This window comes from Trichococcus palustris (assembly GCF_900114465.1).
Classification (GTDB): Bacteria; Bacillota; Bacilli; order Lactobacillales; family Aerococcaceae; genus Trichococcus; species Trichococcus palustris.
Genome location: NZ_FOTD01000007.1, coordinates 52,427 through 79,341, shown reverse-complemented (window position 1 = coordinate 79,341; position 26,915 = coordinate 52,427). Strand labels below are relative to the sequence as shown.

Sequence of the window (26,915 nt, the reverse complement as noted above, 5' to 3'; positions counted from 1 at the left end):
CCCCTGTTTTGTGTACATGAAACGCAACAAATTATTTAAATCCAAAAAGAATAGGAAACAGGAACGCTACAATCCCAGTCCAGATGAAATAAACATACAAATAACCGGTCTGCCATTTTTCTAGCTTAATAAAATCGCATTTCTTCTTGAAATACAGCACATAAAGCCACGCAAGGCCTCCTAAGTTACCCAATAAAAGCAGATTTTCTCCCAAAGCTGCAAGCTTATTAGGGGTTACACCAAAGGCCGACAAGCGGAAAATAATGGCAGATAAAGCAACCCCATCGATAATGAATGCTACAATTATTAAAGCCAGATTCAAATAATCAAACAGGTTTGCCGGTTGTCGGTTATTGCGTGACGAAATAACGAATAAAACCAATCCCAATACCAAAGCGAGCATAATATCAAATGTTATTAAAAATTCTCGTTCCATAAAGGGGCTCTTACCGGTACTGATCATCACTGCTAAGAACGCAACCATAATTGCCAAGAATAACGGACTGAATATTTTGGCTAAGATAGGCGCAAAATTTTCAACTATGCTTTTCTTTGCTTCAACCAAATAACCGGTTATCAGGACTGCTCCGCAGGCTCCATAATAAAAATAATAATTCTCCAGGAATTTTCCGGCATCGACTTGGATGGCTTTGAATATCATCAGCGTGAATAAACCTAAGGCCAATATTCCCGCAGACACCAAGACACCGTAGACCACCATTTCACCTGTAAAGCGTATAAAATTCATCCTGCCTTGACTGCTTTGCCACTGCCTGCCTACATATGCCACTCCAACGATTAACCACAAAAATAACGGTAAATGTAGAATGCTTAAAATTTCTGTATTATAGGGAGGAAATGACGGATAGATATTTATAATCAATGCCGCAATGATAAAAACTACGATAATAGTTGCCCATGTTTTCCTGGCAGCTTTTCTCTTGATAAGGAAAAACGCTGCGATAAAAGGCAGAATAAACAGGCTCATGTTTTTAAAATAGAAATATTCGGCACCTGGATCATTAAGTCCAAATCCAAACAACTCTGGAATTTTGATCAATGTCCCTGCCAGCAGCGTAAAAATGACTACCAGAGCAATATCGCGTCTACTTTCTTTTTTTGCCGTACTATCCACCGGATCTACTAATAGATGTTTCCACAGGTTTTCGCTATTCACTTTGGCAAATTCCTTTGAAACCGCATCTACATTGCCTAAACGTTTAACACTAATTAAAAATGATTCATCCGGGGTAAGTCCCCTTGTCATTAACTCCTCGATTTCATCCCGCAAATGATCCTCTAACTCGATAATATCTTCACCAGTGAAATTACCACGGGCGCTCAAATGATCGCGCCACAACTGAATCTGTGTTTCCAATTCAAACATATTGTCCCCTCCTTATAAATAACCTATTCGTTCCATGTCCGAGTGAGAGCTGCATGGACCACTTCCCATTGCTGTCTTAGCAATTCCAACTCTTCTAAACCCGAATCTTTAATCCTGTAGTATTTACGCTGCCTACCCGCTTCTGATTTATCCCAATAAGATTCAATTAACTGCTTCTCTTCCAAACGATGCAATACCGGATACAACATGCCTTCCGTCCAGATTAGTTGATTCCTGGACATTTCCTTCACGCGTTTGATAATGGCATATCCATAACTGTCATTATCCTTGAGAATAGTTAAAATGAGCGGGGTCGCAGAGGCGGCAACCAAATCTTTCGATACATTCATAAAATCCCCACCATACCTAATTTTTCTTATGATGACATTATACCTAGAACTCTTAGGTATATCAATAAATAAGAGGTGTCGCTAACTACTTTAAAAAGTAGTCTTGCGCCGCCCCTAAGCTTGCCTATGATAATTATGACGAGGAAGAATATTCATAAATCGAAGATAACATCAGCTATGTTGGCTTTTGTTGTGAACATTCTGCGAAAATTCGCCAAACCGGAATGATATTCGGTATAATACGTGAAGTACATGCCTGAGAAGATGAACAAAATCAGATGATTAAGAGGGATAGAATGAGAAATATAAAAATGACAATCGAATATGATGGCGGCAGATACCTAGGCTGGCAAAGGCTCGGGGATTCGGACAAAACCATTCAAGGCAAAATAGAAAATATCCTGTCGGTAATGACGGGAACCAAGATTGAAATCATAGGCTCGGGGCGGACGGATGCCGGAGCCCATGCCAAGGGACAAGTAGCCAATTTCAAGACGACATCCAACATGGATTTGGCGGAGATGCAGGACTACCTGATCCGTTATCTCCCGCGCGATATTGTCGTCAAAGAGCTGGAGGAGGTTCCGGAAAGGTTCCATGCCCGGTACCATGCCGCCGCAAAGAAATACAGCTATCATGTCTGGAATGCTGCCGTACCGTCCGCATTTGGGTACCATTACAGCTACCTTTACCCTGGACATCTTGATGTCGACAGGATGAACGAGGCTTGCAGCAAGCTTGTCGGAACCCATGACTTCATCGGTTTCTCTTCACTGAAGAAGTCGAAAAAATCGACGGTCAGGACGATCAATGAAATCACGATCCAGAGGGAAGGCAATCTGCTGCACTTTGCGTTTGTAGGGGAAGGCTTCCTCTACAACATGGTCAGAATCATGATGGGCACGATCCTGGAAATCGGGGCAGGGACGATGGAACCGGACTATATCGACGCCATCTTCGAGAGCGGGATCAGAAGCGATGCCGGGATGACGGTGCCTTCTCAAGGACTGTTCCTGGATGAAGTTTATTACAAAAGTTCAGAAATGAGATAAATAGCCTGTCTTTCACACAGCCTATTTATCTTAATACCCACATGAATTGACAATCCGTCTCCAAAAAATTATAATCGAATGATATCAATAAAATAGACAATCCTCTCTTTGCCACCGGGTAAAGAGTATAAGGTGTTCAGAAACATTCCGTAGGTCTCGGAAGGAATGTTTTCGGGGCACCTTTTTTGTTCCGGAAGGGGAATGCAACATGGAAAAATCAATACTGAGGGACTTTTCGAAATACGTCAGCCTGAATATTTTGGGGATGATCGGCGTATCGTTTTATATTTTAGCCGACACGTTCTTTATAGCGAAAGCACTGGGGGCCAACGGCATTGCGGCGCTGAATTTTGCCATTCCTGTCTTCAGCCTCGTTCACGGCATCGGCCTGATGATCGGTATCGGCGGGGCCACCCGCTTCAGCATACTGAAATCACAAAATAAGAAGGAAGAGGCGGAATGGATATTTTCGGGAGCCCTCAAGCTAGGCTCCCTGATAGGCCTGATGCTCATCGTGCTTGGTTTATTTGGATCAAGAGCTCTGTCTTCGGTTTTAGGAGCGGATGCGGTCATTTTACCTTTGACAAGGACATTCATGACTACAATCTTAACCTTTGCGCCGTTTTTTATCCTGAACAATACTGTGCTCACTTTTGTCAGGAACGACAACAATCCCAAACTGGCCATGACGGCGATGGTAACCGGCAGTTTTGCAAATGTCATCATGGACTACATTTTCCTCTTTCCGTTTAAAATGGGCATGTTCGGTGCCGCGTTTGCGACAAGCCTTGCGCCGATAATCAGTTTGGGCATCCTCTCGCTTCACTTCGCAGGAAAGAAAAGCAGGCCAGCATTCCTGAAACACAAAATGACTAGGCCTGCAGTTATGGATATCCTCAATCTGGGCTCTTCAACTTTTATCATGGAAGTGTCCTCCGCGGTCGTGATGACGACATTCAATCTGTTGATTTTAGGGCTCGAAGGAAACAAAGGCATTGCCGCCTACGGCATTGTCGCTAATATTGCCTTTGTGGCGATTGCGATCTTCAATGGATTGGGGCAAGGCGTGCAGCCACTTGTCAGTAAATACTACGGTTTGAAGAAGTGTTCGATGGTCAAAAGGGTAAAAAAATATGCCTTGCTGACGGCTATTCTCATCGCCATCCTGATCTATGCGGGGACATTTACGTATTCGGCTACACTGATAAGCTTGTTCAACAACGAAAATGATTCTGCGATCGCGCAATTGGCGGATAATGGGATGAAGATCTATTTCTTGGGCTTCTTCTTTGTCGGGATCAACATCGTGACGGCGATGTTCCTGAGCGCCACGGAGAAGGCACGAGCAGCCTTCATGATTTCCATTCTGAGAGGATTGGCAATCATTGTGCCGATGGCGATCGTATTGAGTAATATTTGGGGAATGACGGGCATCTGGTCGGCGTTTGTGCTGACGGAGCTGATCGTTGCCGGCTTTTCGATTTATTTAGCCGCTGTAACCGAAAAGGGGACCATTGCTTATGGAAAACGTGACTGAACCAATCAAAGCGGAATCATTCAAATCTTTCCGATCGACCATCTGCAAATCCGAAAATGCGTTGAGGAGTATGACCGAGAAAGGCGCTAACACCACCTTGGTGACGAAGCGGCTCAAGGCCTTTCGCATCGGCTTGGCCGTGCTGGAACACTTTTGGAATCAAAAATCCCATCCTTACAACCAGGAAGAGTTGGCGGAAGCCCGCATTCTGCTTGACGGCTTGCTTCCATCGATTGAAGGTATCTATGCCAAGTCGAAGCCGGGCAGTCCGCAGAAAACCCTTCTGGAAAGAAGGATCAAGTCGTTGGAACTGGCTGTTCAGGCGATGGATGGTTGTATTGATAAAAATCCCAGCTGATAAAATATCAATAGAAAAAAACACCTCGAACAGATCGGATATCCTTTACTTTTATCACAAACGGAGTTGAGACCGCAATTCTCCAAGCTAAAGCTACGGCCGGGGATAAGGATGTGACTATTCATAGGCAGCGCTCTGACAACCCAACTCTGTTTAAGAACCGGTTTGGCCGATGAATTGCACGTTGATATCATCCCCTTATTTTTAAAGACGGGTTTTCAGTCATTTGAATCGATTGATGATAGGGATATCAAATTGGAAAGGCTCCAGTTGGTCGGACTTCCGGCTGGCAGAACGCATATAAGGTACAACATCGTGAAAGAAAACGATTCAGTGCTTGGGCAATTGGAAGTCGGAGAGAAATAAGCCAAGGAGCCAGGGTAGTTATAAAATGATGGCGTTGGAGCTATGTTGGCGTTGTAATGATGATGCAAGTATTTGATGTAGTCGTGAATAGGAAGAACAAGAACGGTTATTGGACGCATAGGTGCGTTCGATAACCGTTCTTTGAGGTGACCCTGCAGTCACTTTTCCGAACCTCAAAAATATGGAAAAAAGGTTTGGTTTCGTCAATTTAGACAAAGCGCCCCCTAATATAATGAACAATGACCAATTCATTTGCCTACTTACCGTGCTAAAATGAAATTCGTCAGAAATGAAAGGGTTTTATTTCGGCGTGGAATTGGGTTGTTAATAAATTTATCTAAAAGGGGAATACTATCTATCATGAGCGGCAATAACGCAGTATTAGCAAGAAACACGGAGAATGCTCCAAAAAATATCGGGCCTTATTCACAAACGGCAGCATTCTCTCATTACAATAATCTTTCAGCTCAATTACCTATCGATCCAAAATCGGGGAAATTGGTAGCTGGTGGCGTAAAAGAGCAGGTTGAACAGTGCTTTAAAAATATCAAGGCAATTGTAGACAGCATCGACCATGTTATGAACGACATTGTTAGAATCACTGTATTCGTTAAGAATATCAAAGATATGGATGCTGTTGACGAAGTTTATAAGACATTCTTTACAAGCTATGTTCCTACACGGACGGTAGTGGCAGTTGCAGCTTTACCAATGGATGCTTTGGTGCAAGTTGAGGCAATTGTTTCACATGGTGAAGGTACCATTCCAAATGCACCACAAGCAGGCGACCTCATAAAGCTAGCAAATAATACTGCAAATGCGCCAACAAGTTCTCTATCTGCACAAACGGTAGCTTTTTCTCATTACAATAATCTTTCAGCTCAATTACCTATCGATCCCAAATCTGGTAGATTGGTAGCCGGCGGTGTAAAAGAGCAGACTGGGCAATGCTTAAAGAATATCAAAGCAATTTTAGAAAGTATCGACGTTCCTTTTGACGATATCGTTAAAATTAATATCTTCCTAAAAGATCTCTCCGATATTGAAGCCGTAAACGAAGTTTATACAACATTTTTCCCAGACTCGTCAATCGCCAGGGCTGTAGCCTACGTCCCTGCCCGGACAACCGTCGCAGCTTCAGCTTTACTTATGGATGCTTTGGTACAAATTGAAGCAGTGGTATCACACGGAGATGGAACACCCCCACAAGTTGTTGAAGACAGACATGGGCTCATTATAGAAGCGAACAATACGGAAAATGCACCAAAAAGTTCTCTGTCTACACAAACGGTAGCATTTTCTCATTACAATCATCTTTCAGCTCAACTACCTTTAGACCCTAAAACGGGTAAAATGGTGGCTGGCGGTGTAAAAGAGCAGGCTGAACAGTGCTTAAAAAATATCAAGGCAATTGTAGAAAGTGTCGACCACGTTATGGAAGATGTGGTTAAAGTAAATATCTTCCTTAAAAATATCGCAGATAGTGATGCTGTAGACGAAGTTTACACAACATTCTTCCCGAGTGGTATTCCTGCACGGAGAACAGTTGGTGTATCAGCTTTACCTAAAGATGCTTTAGTCCAAATCGATGTAATTGCAGCAAATGCTGAAGGAACACCTCCAAAAGCATAACAGGCATTTGGTTGTAAATACAAAAACGATCAAAGGTATTTGTTCATGCCGAAGGTGATGAACAATCGCATATCCTAATCGAAGGGGCTGTCTCAACTGAAAATTGAGACAGCTTCCTTTTTTGGTTTGGGTATTAAAGACCTTTGCCATATGTTTTGTTATAGGACTGATTTTATCTAATGTCCTCTGTATCTATCCTTCCGATATCGGAATATTATTGATTTTGCCTTTCCGCAAGCTTAAAATGGAGTCGAGATGAGTCCAGGATGGCATTCGTCAGCACAAACATACCTAGCAACAAGTAGGATATAAGCGAGCCCAGAATTCTGGCCTTTGATTTGACACACACAACCATGGATTATGGTCCCACCATAATATTGGTGGCGGAACCCGTGATCGAGTCGGAAAAGTTGTGGCTATCGGTTTTAGAATGACGAAGAGACTCCTCGGTTTAATGATTGAAGGGAAGGGAAAAACATGCACAGCAATTTAACAAATCTGGGGTTTACGGAGCGATTTGCGCAGGAGGCGGCCCTTTATCCGGAACTGCATCCTGGAAGAGTCATTGCGCAATACAAGGAATTGTACCGGGTTGCGACCGGGGAAGCGGAGCTGCTGGCCGAAATATCCGGTAAAATGCGCCATGCGGCAGTCGAAATGTCGGACTACCCGGCGGTCGGCGATTTCGTGATGATCGACCGGAAGGAGGGAAGTCAAGACCATGCCATCATCCACCACACACTGACCAGGAAAAGCGTCTTTATCCGCAAAGCTGCAGGCAAGGCGCATGACGTCCAGGTTGTCGCCGCGAACATCGATGTCGTCTTCATCTGCATGTCGCTCAACAATGACTTCAATCTGCGGAGGCTGGAACGCTACCTTTCGATAGCGTGGGACAGCGGCGCCACTCCGGTGATTGTGCTGACGAAAGCGGATCTGTGCGCGGATGTCCCGGAAAAGTTGCGTGAAATCGAGACAATCGCCTTCGGAGTCGATGTAATCGTCACATCAAGCATGAGCATGGACGGATACACAGCCGTCCTGAAATACATCACCCCGGGTCGGACGGTCGTGTTCATCGGCTCGTCCGGGGTCGGCAAATCGACCCTGATCAACCGGATCCTCAGGGAGGACCTGATTGAAACGCGGGAAATCAGAAAAGACGACAAAGGCCGACACGCGACCACAAACCGGGAGCTGTTCCTCGTTCCGACAGGCGGCTGCATCATCGATACGCCGGGCATGCGCGAACTCGGATTGGAGAGCGCAAATCTGGCGAAGACATTTGTCGACATCGACGAACTGGCGGCGCAATGCAAATTTAAGGATTGCCGGCACGAAAACGAGCCGGGTTGCATGGTCAGAAAGGCGATAGCGGAGGGCACCTTGACAGAAGAGCGGCTGCAGAGCTACCTGAAACTCAAGAAGGAAGCCAAGTACGAGGGATTGAATGCCAAGCAGATCGAAAAAGAGAAAATCAACACCATGTTTTCCGACTTCGGGGGCATCAAGAACGCCAGAAATTATGCCAAATCGAAGAACAAGGGTAAATAATAAATTGGAGGAATTGCATTGAAACTAGGGATCATCATCGAAACGAAGGAATATGAAAAAGCTTGGAACGCCATGCGGTTCGCCGTTACTGCAAAGAAGGCCGGCCATGAGGTGAAAGTCTTCCTGATGGGCGAGGCTGTCGAGATCGAAAACATGACCCATGAAAAGTACGATGTAGCCGCGCAGGTGCAAGCTTTCGATGAGCTAAAAGGTGAAATATTGGCCTGCGGTACCTGCCTGAGGTCACGGAATATGGAGGGAACTGAGGTTTGTCCGATCAGCACCATGATCGATTGCGTTGAGATGGTCGAATGGGCGGATAAGGTCGTTACTTTCTGACATAAACTGGAATGGTTCCGTGAGCGTAGCGCTCGAATGAAGAGACATATTTAAATATTATGAGAAGGGCGCAAGGACAGTGCTGTTTTCTGCCTGTCTTTGCGCCCTTTTCTTTAATAGTTACCTTTTTGTGCCTAATTTACAGCACGAGAATCCGTGCTACACTGATAGTAAGAACACCACAAATAATTTATTAAAAGGGGAAGAAATGCATGAATATAGCCATGAGAGCAGATAACTTTATTCCAGTAAATTCCTTTATCGAAAATGTTGGTTTTGAGGGCGTTGAAGTACTCAGAGTCACAAAAAATCCGAAAGTCGAAGCCTTCGATGAGCCGACCTACGCCAGATTGGTCGGTACCACCTTCAAGAACGGCACCATCGAGGTGAAGGTATTGAGCCGTCTTTTGCCAGACGCACCTGAATTTGCCAGAGGCTTCCTCGGCATCGCATTCCGTATCGATGAGAACAACGAACATTTCGAATCGCTGTATATTCGCCCGACGAACGGCAGGAATGAAAGCCAACTGAGAAGGAATCGATCTACACAATATTTTTCATACCCTGACTACAAATTCGACCGTTTCAGAGCCGAAAGCCCAGGTGAGTACGAATCCTACGCCGACATGGGGCTGGATGAATGGATCGATCTGAAGGTCAAAGTGGATGGCGAACATGCGGAACTTTATGTGAATAATTCAAAGTATCCCGTATTGGTGGTCAACGACCTGAAGCACGGAGCGGATAAGGAAGGCGCCATCGCGCTTTGGGTCGAAGAGGGCACGGAAGGATTTTTCAAGGATTTGAAGGTTGTTCCCCGCTAGGTTGCCTACCTGAAAAACTTGTGCAGAAGAATAAGCTTTGAGGAAGAAGTACGCGACGGCACGATCTTGGATGTCGTACGCAAAATCAAAGCGCTGCAACTGGATGGAAATAATAGAGCCGTGAAATGTGCAGGGGATGCATGTTTCACGGTTTTTTAATGGAGTGCAGGTAGGCAGATTCCCGGCGAGGATCGGTTCACCGGGGAAATACATAGAGATGAGGCCGGATTTCCGGTGAGGTTCGCTTCACCGAGAATCCATATAGAAATGCGGTCGGAACTCCCGGCGAAGATCGCTTCAGGTGAATTTATAGAGATAGGAGCACTGAATTGCCGACGGAGCCACCTGGATGTGAATTCCACATGATGAACGCTTTTTCTGCTATGCGCAGCATGCACATTCATGAATTATTTTGCATTTTGAAAATAAAGCGCTTTACTTGGAGTGCACTCCAAAGTGTATACTTCTATTTGTGGGCGACAAAATCGACACTTATCGAAGTAATCGTGATGCTCGTTTGATCCTTTAGCAATGAGCAATTATCAAAAAACAAAAAAACAGTTTCAGAGAGGAAGAAAACAATATGACAACATGGTTGATTACAGGATGTTCCAGCGGAATCGGCAGAGGGATCGCAAAAGCCGTCTTAAAAAATGGGGATAATGCGGTTGTTACTGCGCGGGATATTTCAACGGTGGCGGATGTCATCAAAGATTATCCTGATACCGCCATTTCAGTAGCTTTGGACATCACCAAAAAAGAGAGTATTGCGAATGCTGTGAAAGCGGCCGAGGATAAGTTTGGCGGGGTAGATATTCTGGTGAACAATGCGGGTTACGGGTATCGCTCCTCCGTCGAGGAAGGGGAGGAAGACAGTGTGGACTTGTTGTTCGACACGAACTTTTTCGGCCCGATTGCATTGATCAAGCAGGTCTTGCCGAACATGAGAACGAAGAAAAACGGCGCCATCATCAATGTGTCTTCGATTGCAGCCGCCCGGTCCGGCGTTGGGTCCGGCTACTATGCTGCATCAAAAGCCGCACTGGAATTGATGACGGATGGCTTAAGCAAAGAAGTTGCGCCGTTGGGTATCAAAGTGATGATCGTCGAACCAGGAGCATTCCGAACCAAATTTTACGATACTTCCCTGAAAGGGACCCAGAAGCAGATCGAAGATTATGCCGGAACAGCTTGGAAAACCAGAAAAGAGAACATCGTCGACAAGCAAGATCAGCCTGGCGATCCGGATAAGGCAGGGGAAGTCATCTTCGAGACCATCCAAAAAGAGAACGTTCCGAAACGCTTGTTGCTGGGAACGGATGCAGTCAACATCGTATCAGCCGAGATGAAAGAAAGATTGCAGGAAATCGAGGATTGGAGCGCCATCAGTTCTCAAACGGACTTCTGATCGATTTCGAATCAAGTATATAGCATAAAAATATCCTTTTGACGCTAAATTTTAGTTGGGAAAAATAGTAATATTTTAAGTTTGCTCTAGCCTGTTGCTGCAGTCCTAGAGCTTTTTTCATATCGTCAAGGTCGCCGTCACCCGGAATTTTATGGACTGGGCCAATACTTTTCTGTGCACACGCGATGATGGCTTTTGTATTGACGCTATTGCCGGAAATCCGACCATATAGCCGATGACTGCATCAGCTTTTTTCCAAGAGCGATAAGTGTGTATTTTTTGTTTTTCGAGTTGGTTTTGTTACAATTATTATCAGATAAAGAAGATACGGTGTCGGATATAAATGCAGTCAAGCGAGCCTATCCGTTTCGGCTATCCAAATGCAGAACAAGGGGTCTTCTTTGTAGATTATTTTTGGTGGTGCCTCGTTAAATAGGGGTAGTTCATCTTTTTGTGCTTATGCTCTTGACTCAAGTCCACTGTTATTACGGCATTCAATCAATGCAACAATGTCGCGCTCATAAATCATATTTATATCTGAGAGGAGTGATATTTCATGTCGGAAAAAATCACTAGTTCAAACCAGCCTCACAATCAGGATAGTGCACCAGTAAAAACTTTTTCAGAGGAACTGTTGGAGATGGCCGAATTGGATACGGATTCCGTTTTAAAGCGGCTTGAAACACAACTGACAGGTTTGAGTGAAGCTGAAGCTAAATTGCGTCTGGAGCAGTATGGTGTAAACGAGATGGCCAGAGAAAAGCGCCAATCGGTTCTCATGCATTTAATGAATAATTTGAAGAATCCCTTGGTCATATTACTAGCTTCACTTGCTTTGCTCTCCTACCTTACTGGAGATTTGCGGGCAACAGTGGTCATTTCAGTAATGGTAGTACTGGGAGTTGTCCTACGTTTCTTCCAGGAACTGCGCGCTGATAATGCAGCGGCGGCACTTAAAGCCATGGTCGTCAACAAGGCAACAGTTGTTCGTGATGGGAAAGAACAAGAGATATCGCTCAAGCTGCTGGTGCCAGGAGATGTCATAACCATTGCCGCGGGGGATATGATACCGGCGGATGTGCGCATACTATCTGCGAAAGATCTGTTTCTCGATCAGGCGGCACTTACAGGGGAAGCAATGCCTGTTGAGAAAAAATCTGATACAGCTTCAAAAGATATGGATAATCCGCTTGAAATTGCAAACCTCTGCTTTTTAGGATCGAATGTAATAAGCGGAACAGGTGTGGCGGTAGTTGTCCATACAGGAGAAAAGACATATTTTGGCGCGCTTTCAGTCAGCCTTGTGGAGCAGCGCGAACTAACAAGTTTTGATAAAGGGATTAACGGAATCACGTGGATGATGATCCGCTTTATAGGAATCATGGTGCCTGTCGTATTCATTGTAAATGGGCTCAGTAAACACAACTGGCTGGAGGCTTTCCTTTTTGCCATGGCTGTGGCAGTCGGTTTGACTCCGGAAATGCTGCCTATGATCGTATCGGTCAACCTTTCCAAGGGAGCTCTGATTATGTCCCGCAAGAAGGTCATCGTAAAACGCCTGAATTCCATTCAAAATTTTGGAGCTATGGACGTGTTGTGCACAGACAAGACGGGTACCCTCACAGAGGGAAAGATCGTGCTGGAAAAGCATCTCGATGTACGCGGAGAAGAAAGCGAAAAAGTGCTACATTACGGATACCTCAACAGCTACCACCATACCGGATTGAAGAACATCACTGATGAAGCAATCCTGAAACATGGCGATCTGGAAGGAAGCCTGCAGGCAAACGTGAAATACCGTAAAATTGATGAAATCCCTTTTGATTTCACCCGGAAACGCATGTCGGTCATTGTAGAGGATGAAACCGGCCTGAATACAATGATCTGCAAGGGTGCGGTAGAAGAAATCATGGCGTGCTGCAGCAGTGTGGAAATTGAGGGGAAAGTTTTGCCCATGCTGCCTGAATATAAGGATAGCACTAAGAAAATCGTCGATGATCTCAGTGCCCAGGGCTTCCGTGTCATAGCCCTGTCATACAAGGAAATGCCGGGAGCATCGGATGAGCCGGTTTACGGGGTTAAAGACGAGTCGGAACTTATCCTTCTGGGGTATTTATCTTTTCTTGATCCGCCTAAAGAGTCGGCTACGGAAGCATTGAAGCAATTAGCAGACCTGAGTGTAGACGTGAAAATTCTGACAGGTGACAGCGAGGCTGTGACCACCTATATCTGCAAGGAAGTTGGACTTGCGGTTGACAATGTTCTTCTTGGTTCGCAAATCGAGGCTATGAGCGAGGAGGAGCTGGCAAAAGCGGTTAATACGACAAATATCTTTGCCAAGTTAGCTCCAAATCAAAAAGAACATATTATCCGCGCTCTTCAAAGCAATGGCCATGTAGTCGGGTTTATGGGTGACGGCATTAACGATGCGCCTGCTTTGAAAAATGCTGACGTAGGTGTCTCCGTAGACAGTGCCGTGGATATTGCCAAAGAATCTTCGGATATCATTCTGCTGGACAACAATCTATTGGTTTTGGCTCAGGGGGTAATGGAAGGACGCCGTGTATTCGGAAATATTATCAAATATATAAAGATGGCAGCCAGTTCAAACTTTGGGAATATGTTCAGCGTTCTGGGAGCAAGTGCCTTTCTCCCATTCCTGCCAATGCTGCCGATACAGGTTTTGACCAATAATTTATTGTATGACTTTTCACAAACAACCATCCCTACCGACGAGGTCGATGCAGACTGGGTGAAGAAGCCGCGTCAATGGAAAATCAGCGGGATTACGAAGTTCATATTGGTTATAGGCCCGATAAGTTCGATATTCGATTATCTGACATTTTTCATTATGCTCAATGTGTTCAACGCTTGGAATAACCCCGCTTTGTTCCATACGGGGTGGTTTGTGGAATCCATTTTCACACAGACACTGATCATCCATGTGATCCGGACGAACAAAATTCCTTTTATTCAGAGCCGCGCAAGCTGGCCGCTGATTATTTCTTCCGTTGCCATTGTTGCTGTAGCCGCCTGGCTTACCATTTCACCTTTTGCGGGAACGCTTGGTTTTGTCGCACTGCCTTCGCTTTATTGGCTTCTACTTGCCGCCATGATGGTAGGCTATGTCGTTCTTACACAACTGGTCAAAACCTGGTTTGTCCGTAAATTTGGCGATTGATCGGTTGAAATCAGAACTTTAAGATGCGCTGAGGGAGCTCGCGACTTGAGTCGTGAATCATTCGCTGGATGCGTCGATAATACCTAGAATTCAATCGTGGGATGAATCGGCGCAGATTTTTCTTATGTATCAGCATGGAAACGCAACAAATAAGCGTCATACCCAATTTAAGACCATACGGACCATCCTTCACATGATGGTCCGCATGGTCTTTTCTACGCTCTGGTTAGGATAGCTGCACGGGATTCCCTGATGGGGGATATGGTATAATGAGACTGGAAGAGAACGGTTACATATTCATGGGAAGTAGTCTTTCAGTCTAGCGACAGGGTGCTGATTCAGATCATGGATGGATTGATGCTATCGGAATGGTCTTTTGTTCGCTTTGATTTGGACCTTGTTTGGATTAGCTGGCTACGATACTTTTAACAATTCGGATGACGCAATCTCCTCGTTGGATCCTCAGGTAGTCTGGGAAAGCCAAATCACCGCATGGGAAAACAGCGACATTGAGGTGGGAGTCTTCTGTCGGATTGAAGATAAAAGGGGGGCCGTATATGGGGAAAGTGGAGGAATACAAAAAAATCCTTGGAAAATCAGCTGATTGGGATCGTTACCTGCTGGAGGAATCCCGGCTTCCCGGGCCAAGAGCGAATCTTGAACTCGCCGAGGCAGTGGCGGAAGAAGGCGATCTCGACAGATTCAGACGTTACCTTGCTTATGGTGATGGCGTGGCGCCCTATGGTTCGGCGTTGGAGTTCCTGCCGGTCTGCGGTGTAATCGGTTTGGGAAGAGTACTGTCAGAGGGACGTTTGGATATGCTCGAAGACTTGCGCAGCTACGCTTCAGATCCCCGGTGGAGGGTCAGGGAAGGCGTGGCCATGGCACTGCAAAGGTTTGGCGACAAGGACATGGATGGACTGCTGCAGGAAATGGAAAAGTGGAGCCAGGGAAACCCGCTTGAAAGAAGGGCAGCCGCTGCGGCCTTATGCGAACCAAGACTCTTGAAAAAAACGGAATATGCCCAGAGAGTCTTGGAACTGCTCGATAGGATTACGAAGGATATCCTCCTTGAGGAGCATCGTAGAACCGATGATTTTATCGCCCTTCGAAAAGCCTTGGGCTATTGCTGGAGTGTCGCTGTTGTCGCTGCGCCTGAAGCAGGGAAAAAAATGATGGAGAAATGGTTTGCCGATCAGGATAAAGATATCCAATGGATCATGAAAGAAAACCTCAGGAAAAACCGACTGCAGAAATTGGATAAGGAATGGACGGAACGATGGCAATCGGAATTGCAGAAAAGAGCGTGAATCCTTTTGAAAACGGTTCGGCGGAGTGTTCAGCCTTGACGGAATAGACAGCAGTAGCAGCTCGGTTTTATGTTTTTAAAGCGCGCTACTTAGCGGAATTTAGGTTTGTGTGCAACTGCGAAGTTTTAGGTGGATTATTATTGGGGAGCGGTGAATAAAATGAAGAAGACGAGTAAATTAGTATATTGGACCCCAAGGGTTTTGTCGATACTGTTCATCTGTTTTTTGGCGATGTTCTCACTGGATGTCATACAACCTGGATTAAGTTTTGGTCAAATTCTTATCGGATTGATTATGCATAACATCCCAGTATTCATTTTAATTGCAATATTGACCATCGCATGGAGAAAAGAGATTGTTGGCGCTATCGGTTTCATTGGTGCTGGTCTGCTCTACATTGGATTCATGACCTTTAATTTAGTTAACGGTTGGCCGTGGTCTAGGGTATTGATATCTATCTTGGTCATTGCGGGACCCGCATTTTTGGTTGGAATATTATTTTTTATGAACTGGCGCAATAGGAAAAATAATATTAGCTGATGTGTAAGCCACTTCGGATGGTTGGGCTTTGTTAGCAACCTACATTCCCGTAAAAGTGGATAGGTTACACTTAACTGGACAAATTGATTGAGGTCTATAGAATAGAACTTAGACAATAATCAAAAGGGGGAATAAAATAGGTGGCTAGTGTGAAACAAAAGCTGTATTGCAAGAAAGGATATAACCGAATATATGGAGAAGCTCATATCCCTGATGATGCAAAGGGACCGTTTCCTACAGTGATTTATGCCCATGGCTTGGGCAATAACATGCAGCCGTACCCGATGGAAAGACTTGTTGAACAGGGTGTGGCAGTCTACTGTTTTGATTTTTGCGGAGGTTCTTTTTCAAGCAGAAGTGATGGGGAATCCATCGAAATGTCTGCCATGACCGAGGTTGATGATCTGAATGCAGTGATCGATACCTTGAAAAAACAGGATTTTGTGGATGAGAAGAATCTGTTTCTGTGCGGCATGAGCCAGGGAGGTTATGTCTCTACAATGCTCGCCTCCCAAAGACCAACGGAGATACGCGGCTTGATCCTATTGTGTCCGGCTTATGTTATCCAGTATCAATTTAAAGATCAGTTCAAGCGGAAAGAGCATATCCCGGCAATATTTCTGTTCAGTAACATGACGATTGGCCGCAGATACGTCGAGGATATTTGGGAGATAGATATCTATAATCAGATGGAGAAATACCCGAATGATGTCTTGATTTTTCACGGGGATGCCGATGAACTTGTGCCGCTTTCCTTTTCAGAGCGTGCAACAGTCTGTTTTCCTGCTGCTGAATTGGTTGTACTGCATGGAGAAAGCCATATGCTCACATGGCGTTATGAGGATAACTTTTTCCGAATGACGATGGATTATATCAAAAAGCATCTCAAAAATTAGTAGTTGGAGGAAAAAGCTGGGTGAGCCTCCAGTTGGATGTTTGTTTGTGAGGACATGTTATACGCTGCCTCTCTTCTTGTTAACGAAACAGTCATTGCTTTACCCGAATAAACAAGGTATCTTTAATAAGCGAGGAATCAGAAAAATGAAATACTAAAATAGAGCAACACAAAGATGCAGGTTTTCCCGACAGGAGTGGAGAAACTGATGCCAATCATCCATCGGAAAACCTTGCCTGATATTGTTGTGATGGGAGAGGTATCATGAAAGAAAAATTCAGAAAAATGATGCAAGGAAGATACGGAATGGATGCGTTATCCCAATTCCTGATGGTCGTTGGTATGGTAATCATGATTTTGGCAAGCATAGTGAACAGCAGCATCCTGTCATTCATAGGGTATGCGGCCGTCATTTTTGTCTATGTACGTGTTTTTTCGAAAAATTACCACAAATGTTATGCGCAAAATCAAAAATATCTGCTGCTCAAGAATAGGGTGAGGGGCTATTTCTGGAAAAAGAAAAGCATCATGAACCAAAGGAAGACCCACCGCATCTATTCCTGCCCTTCCTGCAAGCAGAATGTCAGAGTACCTAAAGGCAGAGGGAAAGTGGAAATCAGATGCCCAAAATGTTCCACTAAATTTGTAAAAAAAGCGTAATAGCATAATATCGGAGGAAATATGATCTGGAGTAAAATGAAACAACAATTGGAGAGCTTCCTATATCCTGCGCTTGTGGGCAGGGTGGAATACATCTCCACCAGCTACCGCTATACACCGGAAAAAGCCGGTCAGTGCTACCTTACCGTGGATAAAAAGAAAGTATTCAATATGAAGGATGCAACGACTCGGATCCGCTGGTTTCAGTCGGAGCAGGAGATAAAGGGCGACCCGAACCTGAACCTTCCAGTCAGCCAGGAAGACATCGAGGCGGTCAGGAAAGATATGGGCGGGAAAGTACCAGAGGAGCGTTTGGCGGTGATTGCAAGGGACCGCAAATTGCTGGTCTACGCAAAGGAAATGATTGCGGCCCAAACAGCGTTAAGCAAAGCGGATTTCAATGCGGTCGCGAATACGTTTTTGACGCAGTCCATCGAAGACAGCCTTGCGAGCAAGGACATCCTGTTGAATGTTTTGGCTTTGGTCGACAGACGTGTCGGGAAAAAACGGATTTTGGATATGGACAAGAAGATGAAATTGAAACATCCGATCGTGCAATATTTTTATCAATTGCGCCGCAGCGCGCTTTAGAGATCGAGAGTGCGATGAATTCCGTCTAGAAGTCGAGCGCTAAGAGGACTAACACGAAGCGGACGCTTTTTGTCCGCGTGTGGTAGTCAACTTAGGCGGAGATTTCTGGGATTCAGAACACGTTTACGACTAATTGTTAGGAAATACGATAGCTAGGACTTATGTCCCAGTCTTATAAGGTCTATATGAAAAAAGAGCCGTCCATCAGTTTTCGCTGAAAACTGATGGACGGCTCTTTTTCAACATTAAACCGAGGATTGCAAATAAACAGTAGGATGATTTGGATGGGACGAGTAACTATATGGTATAATGAAACCATTAAAGTAAGCGTTTTCTCGTTTAGCGTTTATGGAAAAACGTTTATTCAGCGAAAAAAAGAAAAGAGGAACTCACATGAAAAAAGTATTATTTGTAATAGCACCGGATGACTTTCGGGACGAAGAATTATTTATGCCACAGGAGGAATTGACCAAGTGCGGCTATGAAACGTGGATAGCCAGCCATAAAACGGGCACATGCACAGGTGTGAGGGGAGGCGTTGCGCAGTCGGATATGGTGTTGGAGGATGTCGATACCAATGATTTCGAGGCGGTCATTTTTGTGGGAGGAAAAGGCAGTCGGGTATTCTTCGATGATCCCCATGCCTTCAAAATCGCACAAGCCATGCACGGTCTAAGCAAGACGGTGGCGGCCATCTGCATCGCTCCGGTCATTTTGGCCAATGCAGGCCTTCTGAAGAAAAAAAATGCGACGGTTTTCGAGAGCGAAATTAAGGCGATCGAAGACAAAGGAGCTCATTATACGGATGAAGGCGTAGTTGTGGATGGAAACATCGTCACGGCGGATGGCCCTGAAAATGCGAAGAAATTTGGGCAAACATTATGCGAATTGTTGAATAAACAGGATTAAAAACGCTGCTAAAAGAGGCAAATGCAGGGCTAACCAGCCAAGACCGCAGAAACGGTCAATTAGGGGGAGCGAAAAGAATGCTGACGAAAAGAATGAAGGTATGCATTACCGCCGGCGCCGTTTTGGGGATTGTATGCATCATCGGTGCCCAGCTGAGGTCAGGTTTTGGCAGGGATGCCAGCTATTTGTTCGCCTTCTGGTACAACCGCCTCCTTATGGGCGTGGTGATCGGGCTGGCTGGCGGGAACTTGGGACTGCCCAAAGCCCTGGGACGGGGTGCCCTTCTGGGGTTTTTTGTTTCTTTCGCTTTCTACAGTGCCACCGGCTTCGATGATGTGATAGGCTTCCTGGCAGGAATCGTTTACGGCATCATTATCGAATATGTTGCGGTAAAATATGGTCAGCAATAAAACAACAATAAGACAAAACTACAGAGGTGCGTAGATGAAGCTTGGAAAAATGATTGCTTTGTTGGGACTGTTCGCCATGACGGCCGTCTTGTTGAACGGCTTCACCAACGGTAATTTTGCCAAGGATGGAGCGGCGTTGTTGGCGAATCCTTGGGGGATTGTATCGCTCATCGATCTCTATGTTGGTTTCACGCTCTTTTCGATGTGGATTGCCTTTCGGGAAAAGAACAAGGTGCTCATGGTCGCGTGGATCGTTGCGATGATGACACTCGGATTTTTCGCCGGCAGTCTGTACGTATTAGTCGCGTTCTACCGGAGCAAGGGCGACTGGCTGGACTTTTTCCTGGGTTCCCGTAAAACGGATATCATCAGCAAATGATTGCTTGTAAGGAATGGGTAGATACAGGAACGGGGGAGGTGCGATGGCAATTAAAGGAAAAGAAGTTATCGAAGAAATGAGTTTGATTCTTTCTGGCAAGAGCTTCGATGCCGTTTTTCCGTCATTGGTTTTTGTGCTCATCAATGGGTTCTACGGGTTGAACACGGCTATTTTTTCGTCTGTAGGAGTTGCACTTCTATTCTGCATTATCCGATTGCTTTCCAAACAGCCTTTCTATTATGCAACCGGGGGATTGTTAGGGGGGCTGATTGCTTCGGGATTTGCCTATTTTGCCGGCAATGCATCCAATTATTTCATCCCAAAAATCATAAGCAGTGCTTTTGTTTTTTTGCTATCTTTTACGAGCCTGCTGATGGGCAAGCCGCTGGCAGCCTGGGCAAGCCATTTGACGCGGGGGTGGGATTTGAAATGGTATTGGCGCAAGGATGTTAAACCTGCCTATCGCGAAGTGACTTGGATATGGACGATCTTTTTTCTGATTCGCCTAGTGCTTCAGATAAGTCTTTTTTTGAGTGGAAATATCATTGGTTTGATCTGGCTCAATACGCTTTTAGGATTTCCTGTCAGCATCATCGGTCTGGTCCCCAGCTATATCTACGGTAGTTGGCGGCTTCACAAACTCAAGGGACCAAGCGTCGAAGAGTACCTTGAAGGAATAGAGGCGCCATGGAAAGGGCAGACGCGCGGGTTTTAAAGCTGTTTTTTCTAAAATCAGATCCAATCTGTCGGGAACGTCATCATGCAACCATCTTTTCCTTGTTTTCAGAAAGTAGGGATTGCTGATGCAACATACAACAAGTAGTAGGAAAGTAGCTACAGTCAAGCGCATAACTTTTTGGAGCATGCTTCTTTTTGTCCTTTTATTGTTAGCCGGTTGCGGTACATCCACTTCCGGCGACGCGGGAAAATCCAGCATCGAAGAATTGACAAAGGTTGAAGTGACCGAATATGAAGGCAAAGATCTGTCTTCGATTGCCGATTTCAGGGAAAACTCCATCAAAGGACCACAATACATAGATATAGATTCGTACAGGCTAAAAATTGACGGATTGGTCGAGAAACCGGCTGAATTGACCTATGAGGAAGTGCTGGACAACAAGCAGTACAAGAAGCTGGTGACGCTGAATTGCGTCGAAGGGTGGAGTGTCGACATTCTCTGGCAAGGCGTTCTACTGAAGGATATCTTTGCCGAGGTGGGCGTAAAGGAAGGCGCCAAAACGGTCATTTTCTACGCGGTGGATGGCTACAGCACCTCCTTGCCATTGCAGACCATTTTGGACAGGAATATGATGATCGCATATAAAATGAATGACGTCGTCCTGCCTCCGGAAAGGGGCTTCCCCTTCCAATTGGTCGCGGAAGACAAACTGGGCTACAAATGGATCAAATGGATCACGCGCATCGAATTATCCGATGATGTGAACTACAGAGGCTATTGGGAACAAAGGGGATTCAGCAATGATGCGGCAATCGATTGAAAAGGGCCAAGCAGCATTCAGGTATGAGCAGGGCTTTAAATCCAGGCTTTCCTGAACGGACCGAGCGGTAACCGTTTGGTAAGAGAGGGTGGTTTTTTCATGAGCGCCAGAGTCTGGAAAGGAATAAACCCGATACACATCGGCCTATTCGTGCTGTTCCTGATTGCACTGACAGCATCCGCCATCAACCCCGTAAATCATCTATTCTGGTTTGGACAAGCAGTTCCGGCCATTTTGATTGTCTCAGTCTTGGCAGGGACATACCGGAAATTCAGTTTCACCTCCTTTGTCTATGTGATCGTCTTTTTGCATATGCTCATCTTGTTGGTGGGTGCGCACTATACTTACTCAGAAAATCCTTTTTTCAATTTTTTGAAGGATACATGGGGCTTGAGGCGGAATTATTATGATAGGGCGGGCCATTTTGCGCAAGGCTTTTCACCCTCCTTCCTGACGAAGGAACTCTTGTCGAGAGGCGGGTACGTCAAAAAAGGACGCATGTTGTCTTTCATCGTGATTGTGATGTGCCTTGGCTACAGCGCGTTCTATGAGCTGCTGGAATTTATGGTGGCGCTCCTGTTCGGCATTCCGCCAGAAATCGTGATGGGCTTTCAGGGGGATGTCTGGGACAGCCTCTGGGATATGTTGATGGCACTCATCGGCGCTCTGGTCGCGATTTGTATTTTCGGATCTGTGCATGACAAATGGATGGATGAAAAAATGGAGCAAGAGGGAATCTGAACACAGCGTCTTATGCCGAAGAGGAGGAAATAGCAGATGAAAAGGCTCCTGTAAGAGGAGCATACTTGGACAACACGGAAATTTCAAAAGTCATCCGCACGCTGATCGCTTAATCGAGTGCGGCTGAAGGTGCGGCAAAATTGTTTTGACCGAAACGGCAGGATGAGTCCGGCCAGATTTTTGACAGGTACCCGTCTTAGAAAGTATGAGCCAACATAGAAGGATAGCTGAATATATTTGAACGGCCGGAAAGGCTGGGCGTCCACCAGAACGATTCTGATGGATGCCCAGTCTTTCCGGTTTCAGGGATGCATTTACTGGCTGCCAAAGCGGATCGCTTCGACGTCATAGCTCCGTGTAGCTTTTGTCGTTCACGCCATCCAGAAGAAGGAACTTTTCGGCGCGGACACGGATGACCATGAGTTGGTTATCTGACGCAATTTTTCCCAAATCTCCGTTCTGTTCGACCAACAGCTGCCCGATTTCCTTGATCTTTTTAGCATCTTGAACAAATTCTGCCGTGCCGTAGACGGTCAAGGCTTGGATGGGAGCATTCGACCGAGCGGCGCGATTGTCGATCAGCAGGCTCACATGTGGATTGGCCGCGATGTTCAGCTGTTTGACGCTGCCTTTGAGGGTCAGCATAAATAACTGGGTGCAACTTTCGTCGCATATGTACTGCATCAGGGAGCTGTTGGGCAGATAATTGCTGCAGGTGGCGAGCACACAAAAATTATTTTCTGCAATCATTTTTTTCTCAATCGTCGGCATGGGAAGATCACCATCCATTTCTTATGATGATCTCATTATAACAAACCAACCGGGCGGTGGATATCGATTGCACTTAACGGTCAGGAGCTCCGGTTGGCTTTCACCAGCCCGTTGGAATATAATAAAATTGAGCAGCAGATTAGGGGCTCAAGCTTCGAGTAGAGGCCGGTTCACGTTGCAAAAGATGGCAAAGAAAGGGAGCGTGAAAAAAATGAGAGAGATTACATATGCCAAGCTACGGAAATTCAACCTGATTATGGGAGGTCTACATCTGTTGCAGGGGATTGCGATGCTTTTCCTGGCCACGAACGTCATCCAAAAAATCGGCGAATTTGCGCCGCAGATCACTCAAAATTATTTGGCTTTCAACCAAGAGACAAGGTCGCTCGAATTGTCATCGAAAGTACTGTTCGAGTTGCCGTTCGGTGTTTTGGTGGCTTCATTTTTATTCATATCCGCCTGTGCGCATGCGCTCATTTCAATACCGAAGAAGCTGAATGACATCTACAATGCCGATTTGGATCGAGGCATCAACAAATTCCGTTGGTTCGAATACGCGCTTAGTTCCTCCATCATGATCGTTTTGATTGCCACTTTGTTCGGCATCTATGATATCGCATCACTTGTATTGATATTCATCGTCAATGCGTCGATGAACTTGTTCGGTTTGGTCATGGAACAATTGAATGCCGGGAAAGCGAAAGAGGACATCAATTGGGGGCCGTTCATCTGGGGGGCTCTTGCCGGAATCGCACCTTGGATAGCCATCCTGTTGTACATGTTCGGCAACGGCAATTTTGATCAGGTTCCTTGGTTTGTTTGGGCTATCGTCGGGACGTATTTTGTAGCATTCAACACTTTCCCTGTCAACATGGTTCTGCAGTACAAGAAGATCGGAAAATGGCAAGACTATATCTATGGCGAAAGAGTTTACATCATCTTAAGTCTGGTCGCCAAATCCATCTTGGCCTGGTTGGTCCTTTTCGGAGCGATGCAACCGTAACCGTATCCTATCTAATGACGACTGAATTATAAAAAAGGAGCGAGAAGAAAATGGAAATGCTGCTGATGATGGGAATGATCGCCACTTTTGTCATGGTCCTGTTGATTCCGGTAAAAGCACGCGCCCATTGCGATACCATGGATGGCCCCACCGCCGCCGACGGAAAGAAGGCACTCGAAACAAACAACATCAACTATGCCCTGAAGTGGATATTGCCGGAACATGAAGAAGAGCTAAAAGAAATATTCGCGTTGAGCATGAAAGTCAGGGGATTGAGCCCTGAAGCGCAGAAATTAGCGGATAAATATTTCCTTGAGAATCTGGTCAGAATCCACCGGGCGGGGGAAGGAGCTCCGTACGAAGGGCTGAAACCAGCGGGAACGCCCATCGATGAAAAGATTTTGGCGGCGGATAGAGCCATAGCAGCGGGGAACCTATCGCCGCTGGAAGGCTTGGTCACACAAGAAGAAATACATGAATTGGAGGAGAAGTTCAGCAAAGCCATGGCCCTGAAGGATTTTGCCGTCGATGATGTCGAAGCGGGACGGGCGTACATCGAAGCCTACGTCAGCTTCTTTAAACTGGCGGAAGGCGAAAGCCAGGAGCATGGCCATGAACACCATCATCATGAAGATGGGCACACGGCGCATCCCCACTAAGCGGAGCATGCACAATCGGTTTTCGAGCGCATACCTTCTCCGCATCAGCGGGGAAGGTATGCGTTTAAATTTTTTGTTGAAAGGTTTGCCTTACTATGGAACAGACTCTTATCTATCAATACGTTCTTTTCATCGGCATCGCCATCGGGACGGCCTCCTTGATCAGGAAGCACATTTTCTTTTTGACGAGGGTGTCTTCCTATTCTATGGTCCCGACCCTGCAGCCGAAGGATTTGCTCTTCACGCTGCGCATCCATGATTTCCAAACCATCAGAAGAGGGGATATCCTCGTCTTCTATTCCGACGAACTCCAGGATACTTTGGTGAAACGGGTCATCGGACTGCCGGAGGATGTCGTCTCAATCGATGACGACGGCGCCGTGTCTGTCAACCAAACAGAACTGGATGAACCGTATGTGGACTATCCGAGCAGATCAGACGGCCGTTTCGAGGTGCCGCCGAACAACTATCTGTTTCTGGGGGACAACCGCGCAGCCTCGCATGACAGCCGCTCTTTTGCCGACCCGTTCATCCATGAGGGAAAGATCCGCGGCAAGGTGCTTTTTTCTATTTTTCCGTTCCATTTGCTGTGAGAATGCCTGTTAAGGGAGGGAATGAGGATGAACGTTACGCAAGCCCTCATCGACGGTCTGGTCTGGTCGGTCCTTTGGGTGATCGTCATCGCTGTTGCGGCCTGGAAATTCCCGCAACAACTGGTGCACGATTATCCGGAAGAACTTCAAAAAGTGGTCCACTTGCCGCCGGTGGACAAGGAAAAGTATAGGCTGTTCATCGTTCCGGCCATCGTCGTCATCATCGGTTTCCTGTTTTTCAGTGTCTTGCGCACCTATTCCACAGCCGAGGTGGCCATTTGGGTTTTGATCCTGCATGCCTTCATCTTGGGCATGGTATGGAATGTGTTTGATCTGCTCATCATGGACTGGCTGCTGTTCTGCACCATCCAGCCAAAATTCATGGTTCTGCCCGGCAGCGAAGGGCATCCTGCATACAAGGACTACCGCTTCCATTTCATCGGTTTTTTGAAAGGATGCGCCTACTCCGCAGTCGGTGCCGCTATCTGTGGCGGCATCTGTTTCGGGATACTGAAATTTTTTGTCTGGTGAAGGGGTGACTGTAAATGAACGACCTGCAAAAAATACCTGGGGTGGGTCCGAAGATGGCCGCAGATCTGCAGTTTCTCGGCATCAACCGGATCGAGGATCTGCGCGATAAAGACCCCATGGAACTCTATGAAAGGTTGTGCCGCATGACCGGGCACAGGCAGGATCCTTGCGTCCTGTACGTTTTCCGCTGCGCCGTCTATTATGCGACGGAAAAAAATCCCGAACCCGATAAACTGAAATGGTGGAACTGGAAAACGGAAGCCGAACCGGTCCTTTCCTGTCAAAAGAAAGGCGATGACGGGAACCCAAAAAAGGGATGACATAAGAATCCGATGCCCGTTCAGGAGACGTCGGATTCTTTGCGTAAAGTGGTTTTTTTATGTAATATTATGATAATGATACCGCTAACATCATTTGTTCATCGCCTTCTGTTTTTAATCGATCAAAACCAAAAGAGACAATATTTTTTCCTGGAAGGGAGAAGCGCATCGCATTAAATAGTAAAAAAGGTTCCATTCAGAACTCATTCATTTTTCTATCGTGTTTAACATCAACAAGGGGGAAATTAAAATGGACAGCAAACAAAACGGAATCGCGCTAAAAATCATCACGGCAGTCACGTATGCGGCGATGATCGCGGTCAATGCCATGGCGAATGCGCTACCGATCAACGGCATAAATACCGGGGCGGTGTCGGACGCCTATCCGAATCTTTTCGCGCCGGCCGGCCTCACTTTTGCGATTTGGGGATTGATCTATTTGCTTTTGGCGGGCTACACACTCTATCAGTTCGGCCTTTTCCAAGGGGATAAAAGCACCGTCAAAACGGAGCTGTTGCGCAAGGTAAACATCGTCTTTTCCATTTCCTCGCTTGCGAATTTCTGTTGGATTTTTTCCTGGCATTACCGCATCATCCCGCTATCGATGCTGCTCATGCTCGTCATTTTAGCCTGCCTGATCTACATCAATGGCATCATCAAGAAAGAGCAGCTCAGCAACAAGGAGAAACTGTTCATCAAACTGCCGTTCAGCATCTATTTCGGCTGGATCACAGTGGCGACCATCGCCAACATGACGACGCTGTTGGTCGCTGTCGGTTGGAACGGATTCGGCATTTCGGAACCTATCTGGACAGTCGCCATCCTCATTACCGGCTTGCTGATCGGGTCGGTGACGATGATCCTCAACAGGGACGTCGCCTACGGATTTGTCCTCGTCTGGGCCTATGCGGGCATCCTGCTCAAGCACATGTCCCAAGCTGGTTTCGGGGGGCAATATCCGAGTGTAATCACGACGGTTATCGCCTGCATCGTCCTCTTTGGTGTCGCTTTGGGCTATGTCCTTTTTGCAAAGAAACCAACGGCCGGGACAGTGAAGTAGACTTTGGGCAGGCCGCGGATTTCCGATCACGAAATCAGCGACCTGTTTTTTTTCTT

At 46.1% G+C, this 26,915-nt stretch carries 30 protein-coding genes; 26 read left to right on the top strand and 4 right to left on the bottom strand.

The genetic code is table 11. The annotated features are described in order from the left end of the window. Positions 1 to 31: 31 nt before the first annotated feature. Together BM101_RS06660 and BM101_RS06655 are read right to left on the bottom strand one after the other, a co-directional pair. The gene (locus BM101_RS06660; RefSeq protein ID WP_087033907.1) at positions 32 to 1,387 is read right to left on the bottom strand and encodes a permease prefix domain 1-containing protein; all 1,356 of its coding nucleotides are present in this window, start codon (positions 1,385 to 1,387) and stop codon (positions 32 to 34) included. A 23-nt stretch (positions 1,388 to 1,410) separates the two neighbouring features. Continuing rightward, positions 1,411 to 1,737 carry a PadR family transcriptional regulator gene (locus BM101_RS06655; protein ID WP_087033908.1) on the bottom strand — a complete coding sequence of 109 codons (327 nt, stop codon included), beginning with the start codon at positions 1,735 to 1,737 and terminating at the stop codon, positions 1,411 to 1,413. A gap of 296 nt (positions 1,738 to 2,033) precedes the next feature. Between BM101_RS06655 and truA the strand changes: the two genes are divergently transcribed. The 20 genes from truA (at position 2,034) to BM101_RS06550 (ending at position 21,922) form a co-directional block, all read left to right on the top strand. Continuing rightward, complete coding sequence (gene truA / locus BM101_RS06650) at positions 2,034 to 2,789, top strand: tRNA pseudouridine(38-40) synthase TruA (RefSeq protein ID WP_087033909.1); 756 nt, start codon at positions 2,034 to 2,036, stop codon at positions 2,787 to 2,789. A 208-nt stretch (positions 2,790 to 2,997) separates the two neighbouring features. Next, complete coding sequence (locus BM101_RS06645) at positions 2,998 to 4,326, top strand: MATE family efflux transporter (RefSeq protein WP_087033910.1); 1,329 nt, start codon at positions 2,998 to 3,000, stop codon at positions 4,324 to 4,326. Further along, positions 4,310 to 4,684: a hypothetical protein gene (locus tag BM101_RS06640; protein ID WP_087034005.1), complete on the top strand. Its 375-nt coding sequence runs from the start codon at positions 4,310 to 4,312 to the stop codon at positions 4,682 to 4,684. The genes BM101_RS06645 and BM101_RS06640 overlap by 17 nt, the downstream gene beginning before the upstream one ends. A gap of 726 nt (positions 4,685 to 5,410) precedes the next feature. Further along, positions 5,411 to 6,682, top strand: coding sequence for a RidA family protein (locus BM101_RS06630; protein ID WP_087033912.1), 1,272 nt, complete (start codon positions 5,411 to 5,413; stop codon positions 6,680 to 6,682). A gap of 477 nt (positions 6,683 to 7,159) precedes the next feature. After that, positions 7,160 to 8,236, top strand: a complete 1,077-nt coding sequence (rsgA, locus tag BM101_RS06625) for a ribosome small subunit-dependent GTPase A (RefSeq protein WP_087033913.1) — start codon at positions 7,160 to 7,162, stop codon at positions 8,234 to 8,236. Positions 8,237 to 8,254: 18 nt separating this feature from the next. After that, positions 8,255 to 8,575: a DsrE/DsrF/TusD sulfur relay family protein gene (locus tag BM101_RS06620; RefSeq protein WP_087033914.1), complete on the top strand. Its 321-nt coding sequence runs from the start codon at positions 8,255 to 8,257 to the stop codon at positions 8,573 to 8,575. A gap of 212 nt (positions 8,576 to 8,787) precedes the next feature. After that, entirely contained in the window at positions 8,788 to 9,399 is a 612-nt protein-coding gene (locus BM101_RS06615) for a hypothetical protein (RefSeq protein WP_087033915.1), read from the top strand. Between the two features lie 583 nt (positions 9,400 to 9,982). Then, positions 9,983 to 10,807: an oxidoreductase gene (locus BM101_RS06610; RefSeq protein WP_087033916.1), complete on the top strand. Its 825-nt coding sequence runs from the start codon at positions 9,983 to 9,985 to the stop codon at positions 10,805 to 10,807. Between the two features lie 556 nt (positions 10,808 to 11,363). Further along, entirely contained in the window at positions 11,364 to 13,988 is a 2,625-nt protein-coding gene (gene mgtA / locus BM101_RS06605; protein WP_087033917.1) for a magnesium-translocating P-type ATPase, read from the top strand. A gap of 557 nt (positions 13,989 to 14,545) precedes the next feature. Next, complete coding sequence (locus BM101_RS06600) at positions 14,546 to 15,298, top strand: hypothetical protein (protein ID WP_087033918.1); 753 nt, start codon at positions 14,546 to 14,548, stop codon at positions 15,296 to 15,298. 159 nt (positions 15,299 to 15,457) lie between these two features. Continuing rightward, positions 15,458 to 15,838, top strand: a complete 381-nt coding sequence (locus BM101_RS06595) for a DUF7670 domain-containing protein (protein WP_087033919.1) — start codon at positions 15,458 to 15,460, stop codon at positions 15,836 to 15,838. 140 nt (positions 15,839 to 15,978) lie between these two features. Further along, positions 15,979 to 16,734, top strand: a complete 756-nt coding sequence (locus BM101_RS06590; protein WP_087033920.1) for an alpha/beta hydrolase family protein — start codon at positions 15,979 to 15,981, stop codon at positions 16,732 to 16,734. Between the two features lie 263 nt (positions 16,735 to 16,997). Next, the gene (locus BM101_RS06585) at positions 16,998 to 17,393 is read left to right on the top strand and encodes a hypothetical protein (RefSeq protein WP_087033921.1); all 396 of its coding nucleotides are present in this window, start codon (positions 16,998 to 17,000) and stop codon (positions 17,391 to 17,393) included. Between the two features lie 21 nt (positions 17,394 to 17,414). Beyond that, positions 17,415 to 17,984: an SF0329 family protein gene (locus tag BM101_RS06580; RefSeq protein ID WP_087033922.1), complete on the top strand. Its 570-nt coding sequence runs from the start codon at positions 17,415 to 17,417 to the stop codon at positions 17,982 to 17,984. A gap of 393 nt (positions 17,985 to 18,377) precedes the next feature. Continuing rightward, positions 18,378 to 18,893, top strand: coding sequence for a DJ-1/PfpI family protein (locus BM101_RS06575; RefSeq protein ID WP_177194418.1), 516 nt, complete (start codon positions 18,378 to 18,380; stop codon positions 18,891 to 18,893). Positions 18,894 to 18,970: 77 nt separating this feature from the next. Then, a complete protein-coding gene (locus tag BM101_RS06570; RefSeq protein ID WP_087033924.1) occupies positions 18,971 to 19,303 on the top strand; it encodes a hypothetical protein in 333 nt (110 codons plus the stop codon). A 34-nt stretch (positions 19,304 to 19,337) separates the two neighbouring features. Beyond that, complete coding sequence (locus BM101_RS06565) at positions 19,338 to 19,682, top strand: DUF1475 family protein (RefSeq protein ID WP_087033925.1); 345 nt, start codon at positions 19,338 to 19,340, stop codon at positions 19,680 to 19,682. A gap of 43 nt (positions 19,683 to 19,725) precedes the next feature. After that, positions 19,726 to 20,397, top strand: a complete 672-nt coding sequence (locus BM101_RS06560; RefSeq protein ID WP_087033926.1) for a DUF3159 domain-containing protein — start codon at positions 19,726 to 19,728, stop codon at positions 20,395 to 20,397. A gap of 88 nt (positions 20,398 to 20,485) precedes the next feature. Next, positions 20,486 to 21,181, top strand: a complete 696-nt coding sequence (locus BM101_RS06555; RefSeq protein ID WP_218149893.1) for a molybdopterin-dependent oxidoreductase — start codon at positions 20,486 to 20,488, stop codon at positions 21,179 to 21,181. Positions 21,182 to 21,280: 99 nt separating this feature from the next. Continuing rightward, a complete protein-coding gene (locus tag BM101_RS06550) occupies positions 21,281 to 21,922 on the top strand; it encodes a DUF2238 domain-containing protein (protein ID WP_087033928.1) in 642 nt (213 codons plus the stop codon). Positions 21,923 to 22,267: 345 nt separating this feature from the next. Here the strand turns inward: BM101_RS06550 and BM101_RS06545 are convergent, their stop codons facing one another. After that, a complete protein-coding gene (locus BM101_RS06545; RefSeq protein WP_177194417.1) occupies positions 22,268 to 22,693 on the bottom strand; it encodes a pyridoxamine 5'-phosphate oxidase family protein in 426 nt (141 codons plus the stop codon). 211 nt (positions 22,694 to 22,904) lie between these two features. Between BM101_RS06545 and heR the strand changes: the two genes are divergently transcribed. The 5 genes from heR (at position 22,905) to BM101_RS06520 (ending at position 25,799) form a co-directional block, all read left to right on the top strand. Beyond that, the gene (gene heR, locus BM101_RS06540; RefSeq protein WP_177194416.1) at positions 22,905 to 23,696 is read left to right on the top strand and encodes a heliorhodopsin HeR; all 792 of its coding nucleotides are present in this window, start codon (positions 22,905 to 22,907) and stop codon (positions 23,694 to 23,696) included. A gap of 50 nt (positions 23,697 to 23,746) precedes the next feature. Continuing rightward, a complete protein-coding gene (locus tag BM101_RS06535) occupies positions 23,747 to 24,355 on the top strand; it encodes a DUF6448 family protein (protein ID WP_087033930.1) in 609 nt (202 codons plus the stop codon). A 95-nt stretch (positions 24,356 to 24,450) separates the two neighbouring features. Beyond that, complete coding sequence (gene lepB, locus BM101_RS06530; RefSeq protein WP_087033931.1) at positions 24,451 to 24,948, top strand: signal peptidase I; 498 nt, start codon at positions 24,451 to 24,453, stop codon at positions 24,946 to 24,948. Between the two features lie 27 nt (positions 24,949 to 24,975). After that, positions 24,976 to 25,479 carry a hypothetical protein gene (locus tag BM101_RS06525; RefSeq protein WP_087033932.1) on the top strand — a complete coding sequence of 168 codons (504 nt, stop codon included), beginning with the start codon at positions 24,976 to 24,978 and terminating at the stop codon, positions 25,477 to 25,479. A 14-nt stretch (positions 25,480 to 25,493) separates the two neighbouring features. Next, positions 25,494 to 25,799 carry a helix-hairpin-helix domain-containing protein gene (locus tag BM101_RS06520; RefSeq protein WP_087033933.1) on the top strand — a complete coding sequence of 102 codons (306 nt, stop codon included), beginning with the start codon at positions 25,494 to 25,496 and terminating at the stop codon, positions 25,797 to 25,799. 67 nt (positions 25,800 to 25,866) lie between these two features. On the opposite strand, the gene BM101_RS14360 is transcribed toward BM101_RS06520, so the two are convergent. Then, a complete protein-coding gene (locus tag BM101_RS14360) occupies positions 25,867 to 25,995 on the bottom strand; it encodes a hypothetical protein (RefSeq protein ID WP_256212149.1) in 129 nt (42 codons plus the stop codon). A 54-nt stretch (positions 25,996 to 26,049) separates the two neighbouring features. On the opposite strand from BM101_RS14360, the gene BM101_RS06515 reads away from it, so the two are divergent. Then, the gene (locus tag BM101_RS06515; protein ID WP_087033934.1) at positions 26,050 to 26,859 is read left to right on the top strand and encodes a lantibiotic ABC transporter permease; all 810 of its coding nucleotides are present in this window, start codon (positions 26,050 to 26,052) and stop codon (positions 26,857 to 26,859) included. Positions 26,860 to 26,915 lie beyond the last annotated feature (56 nt).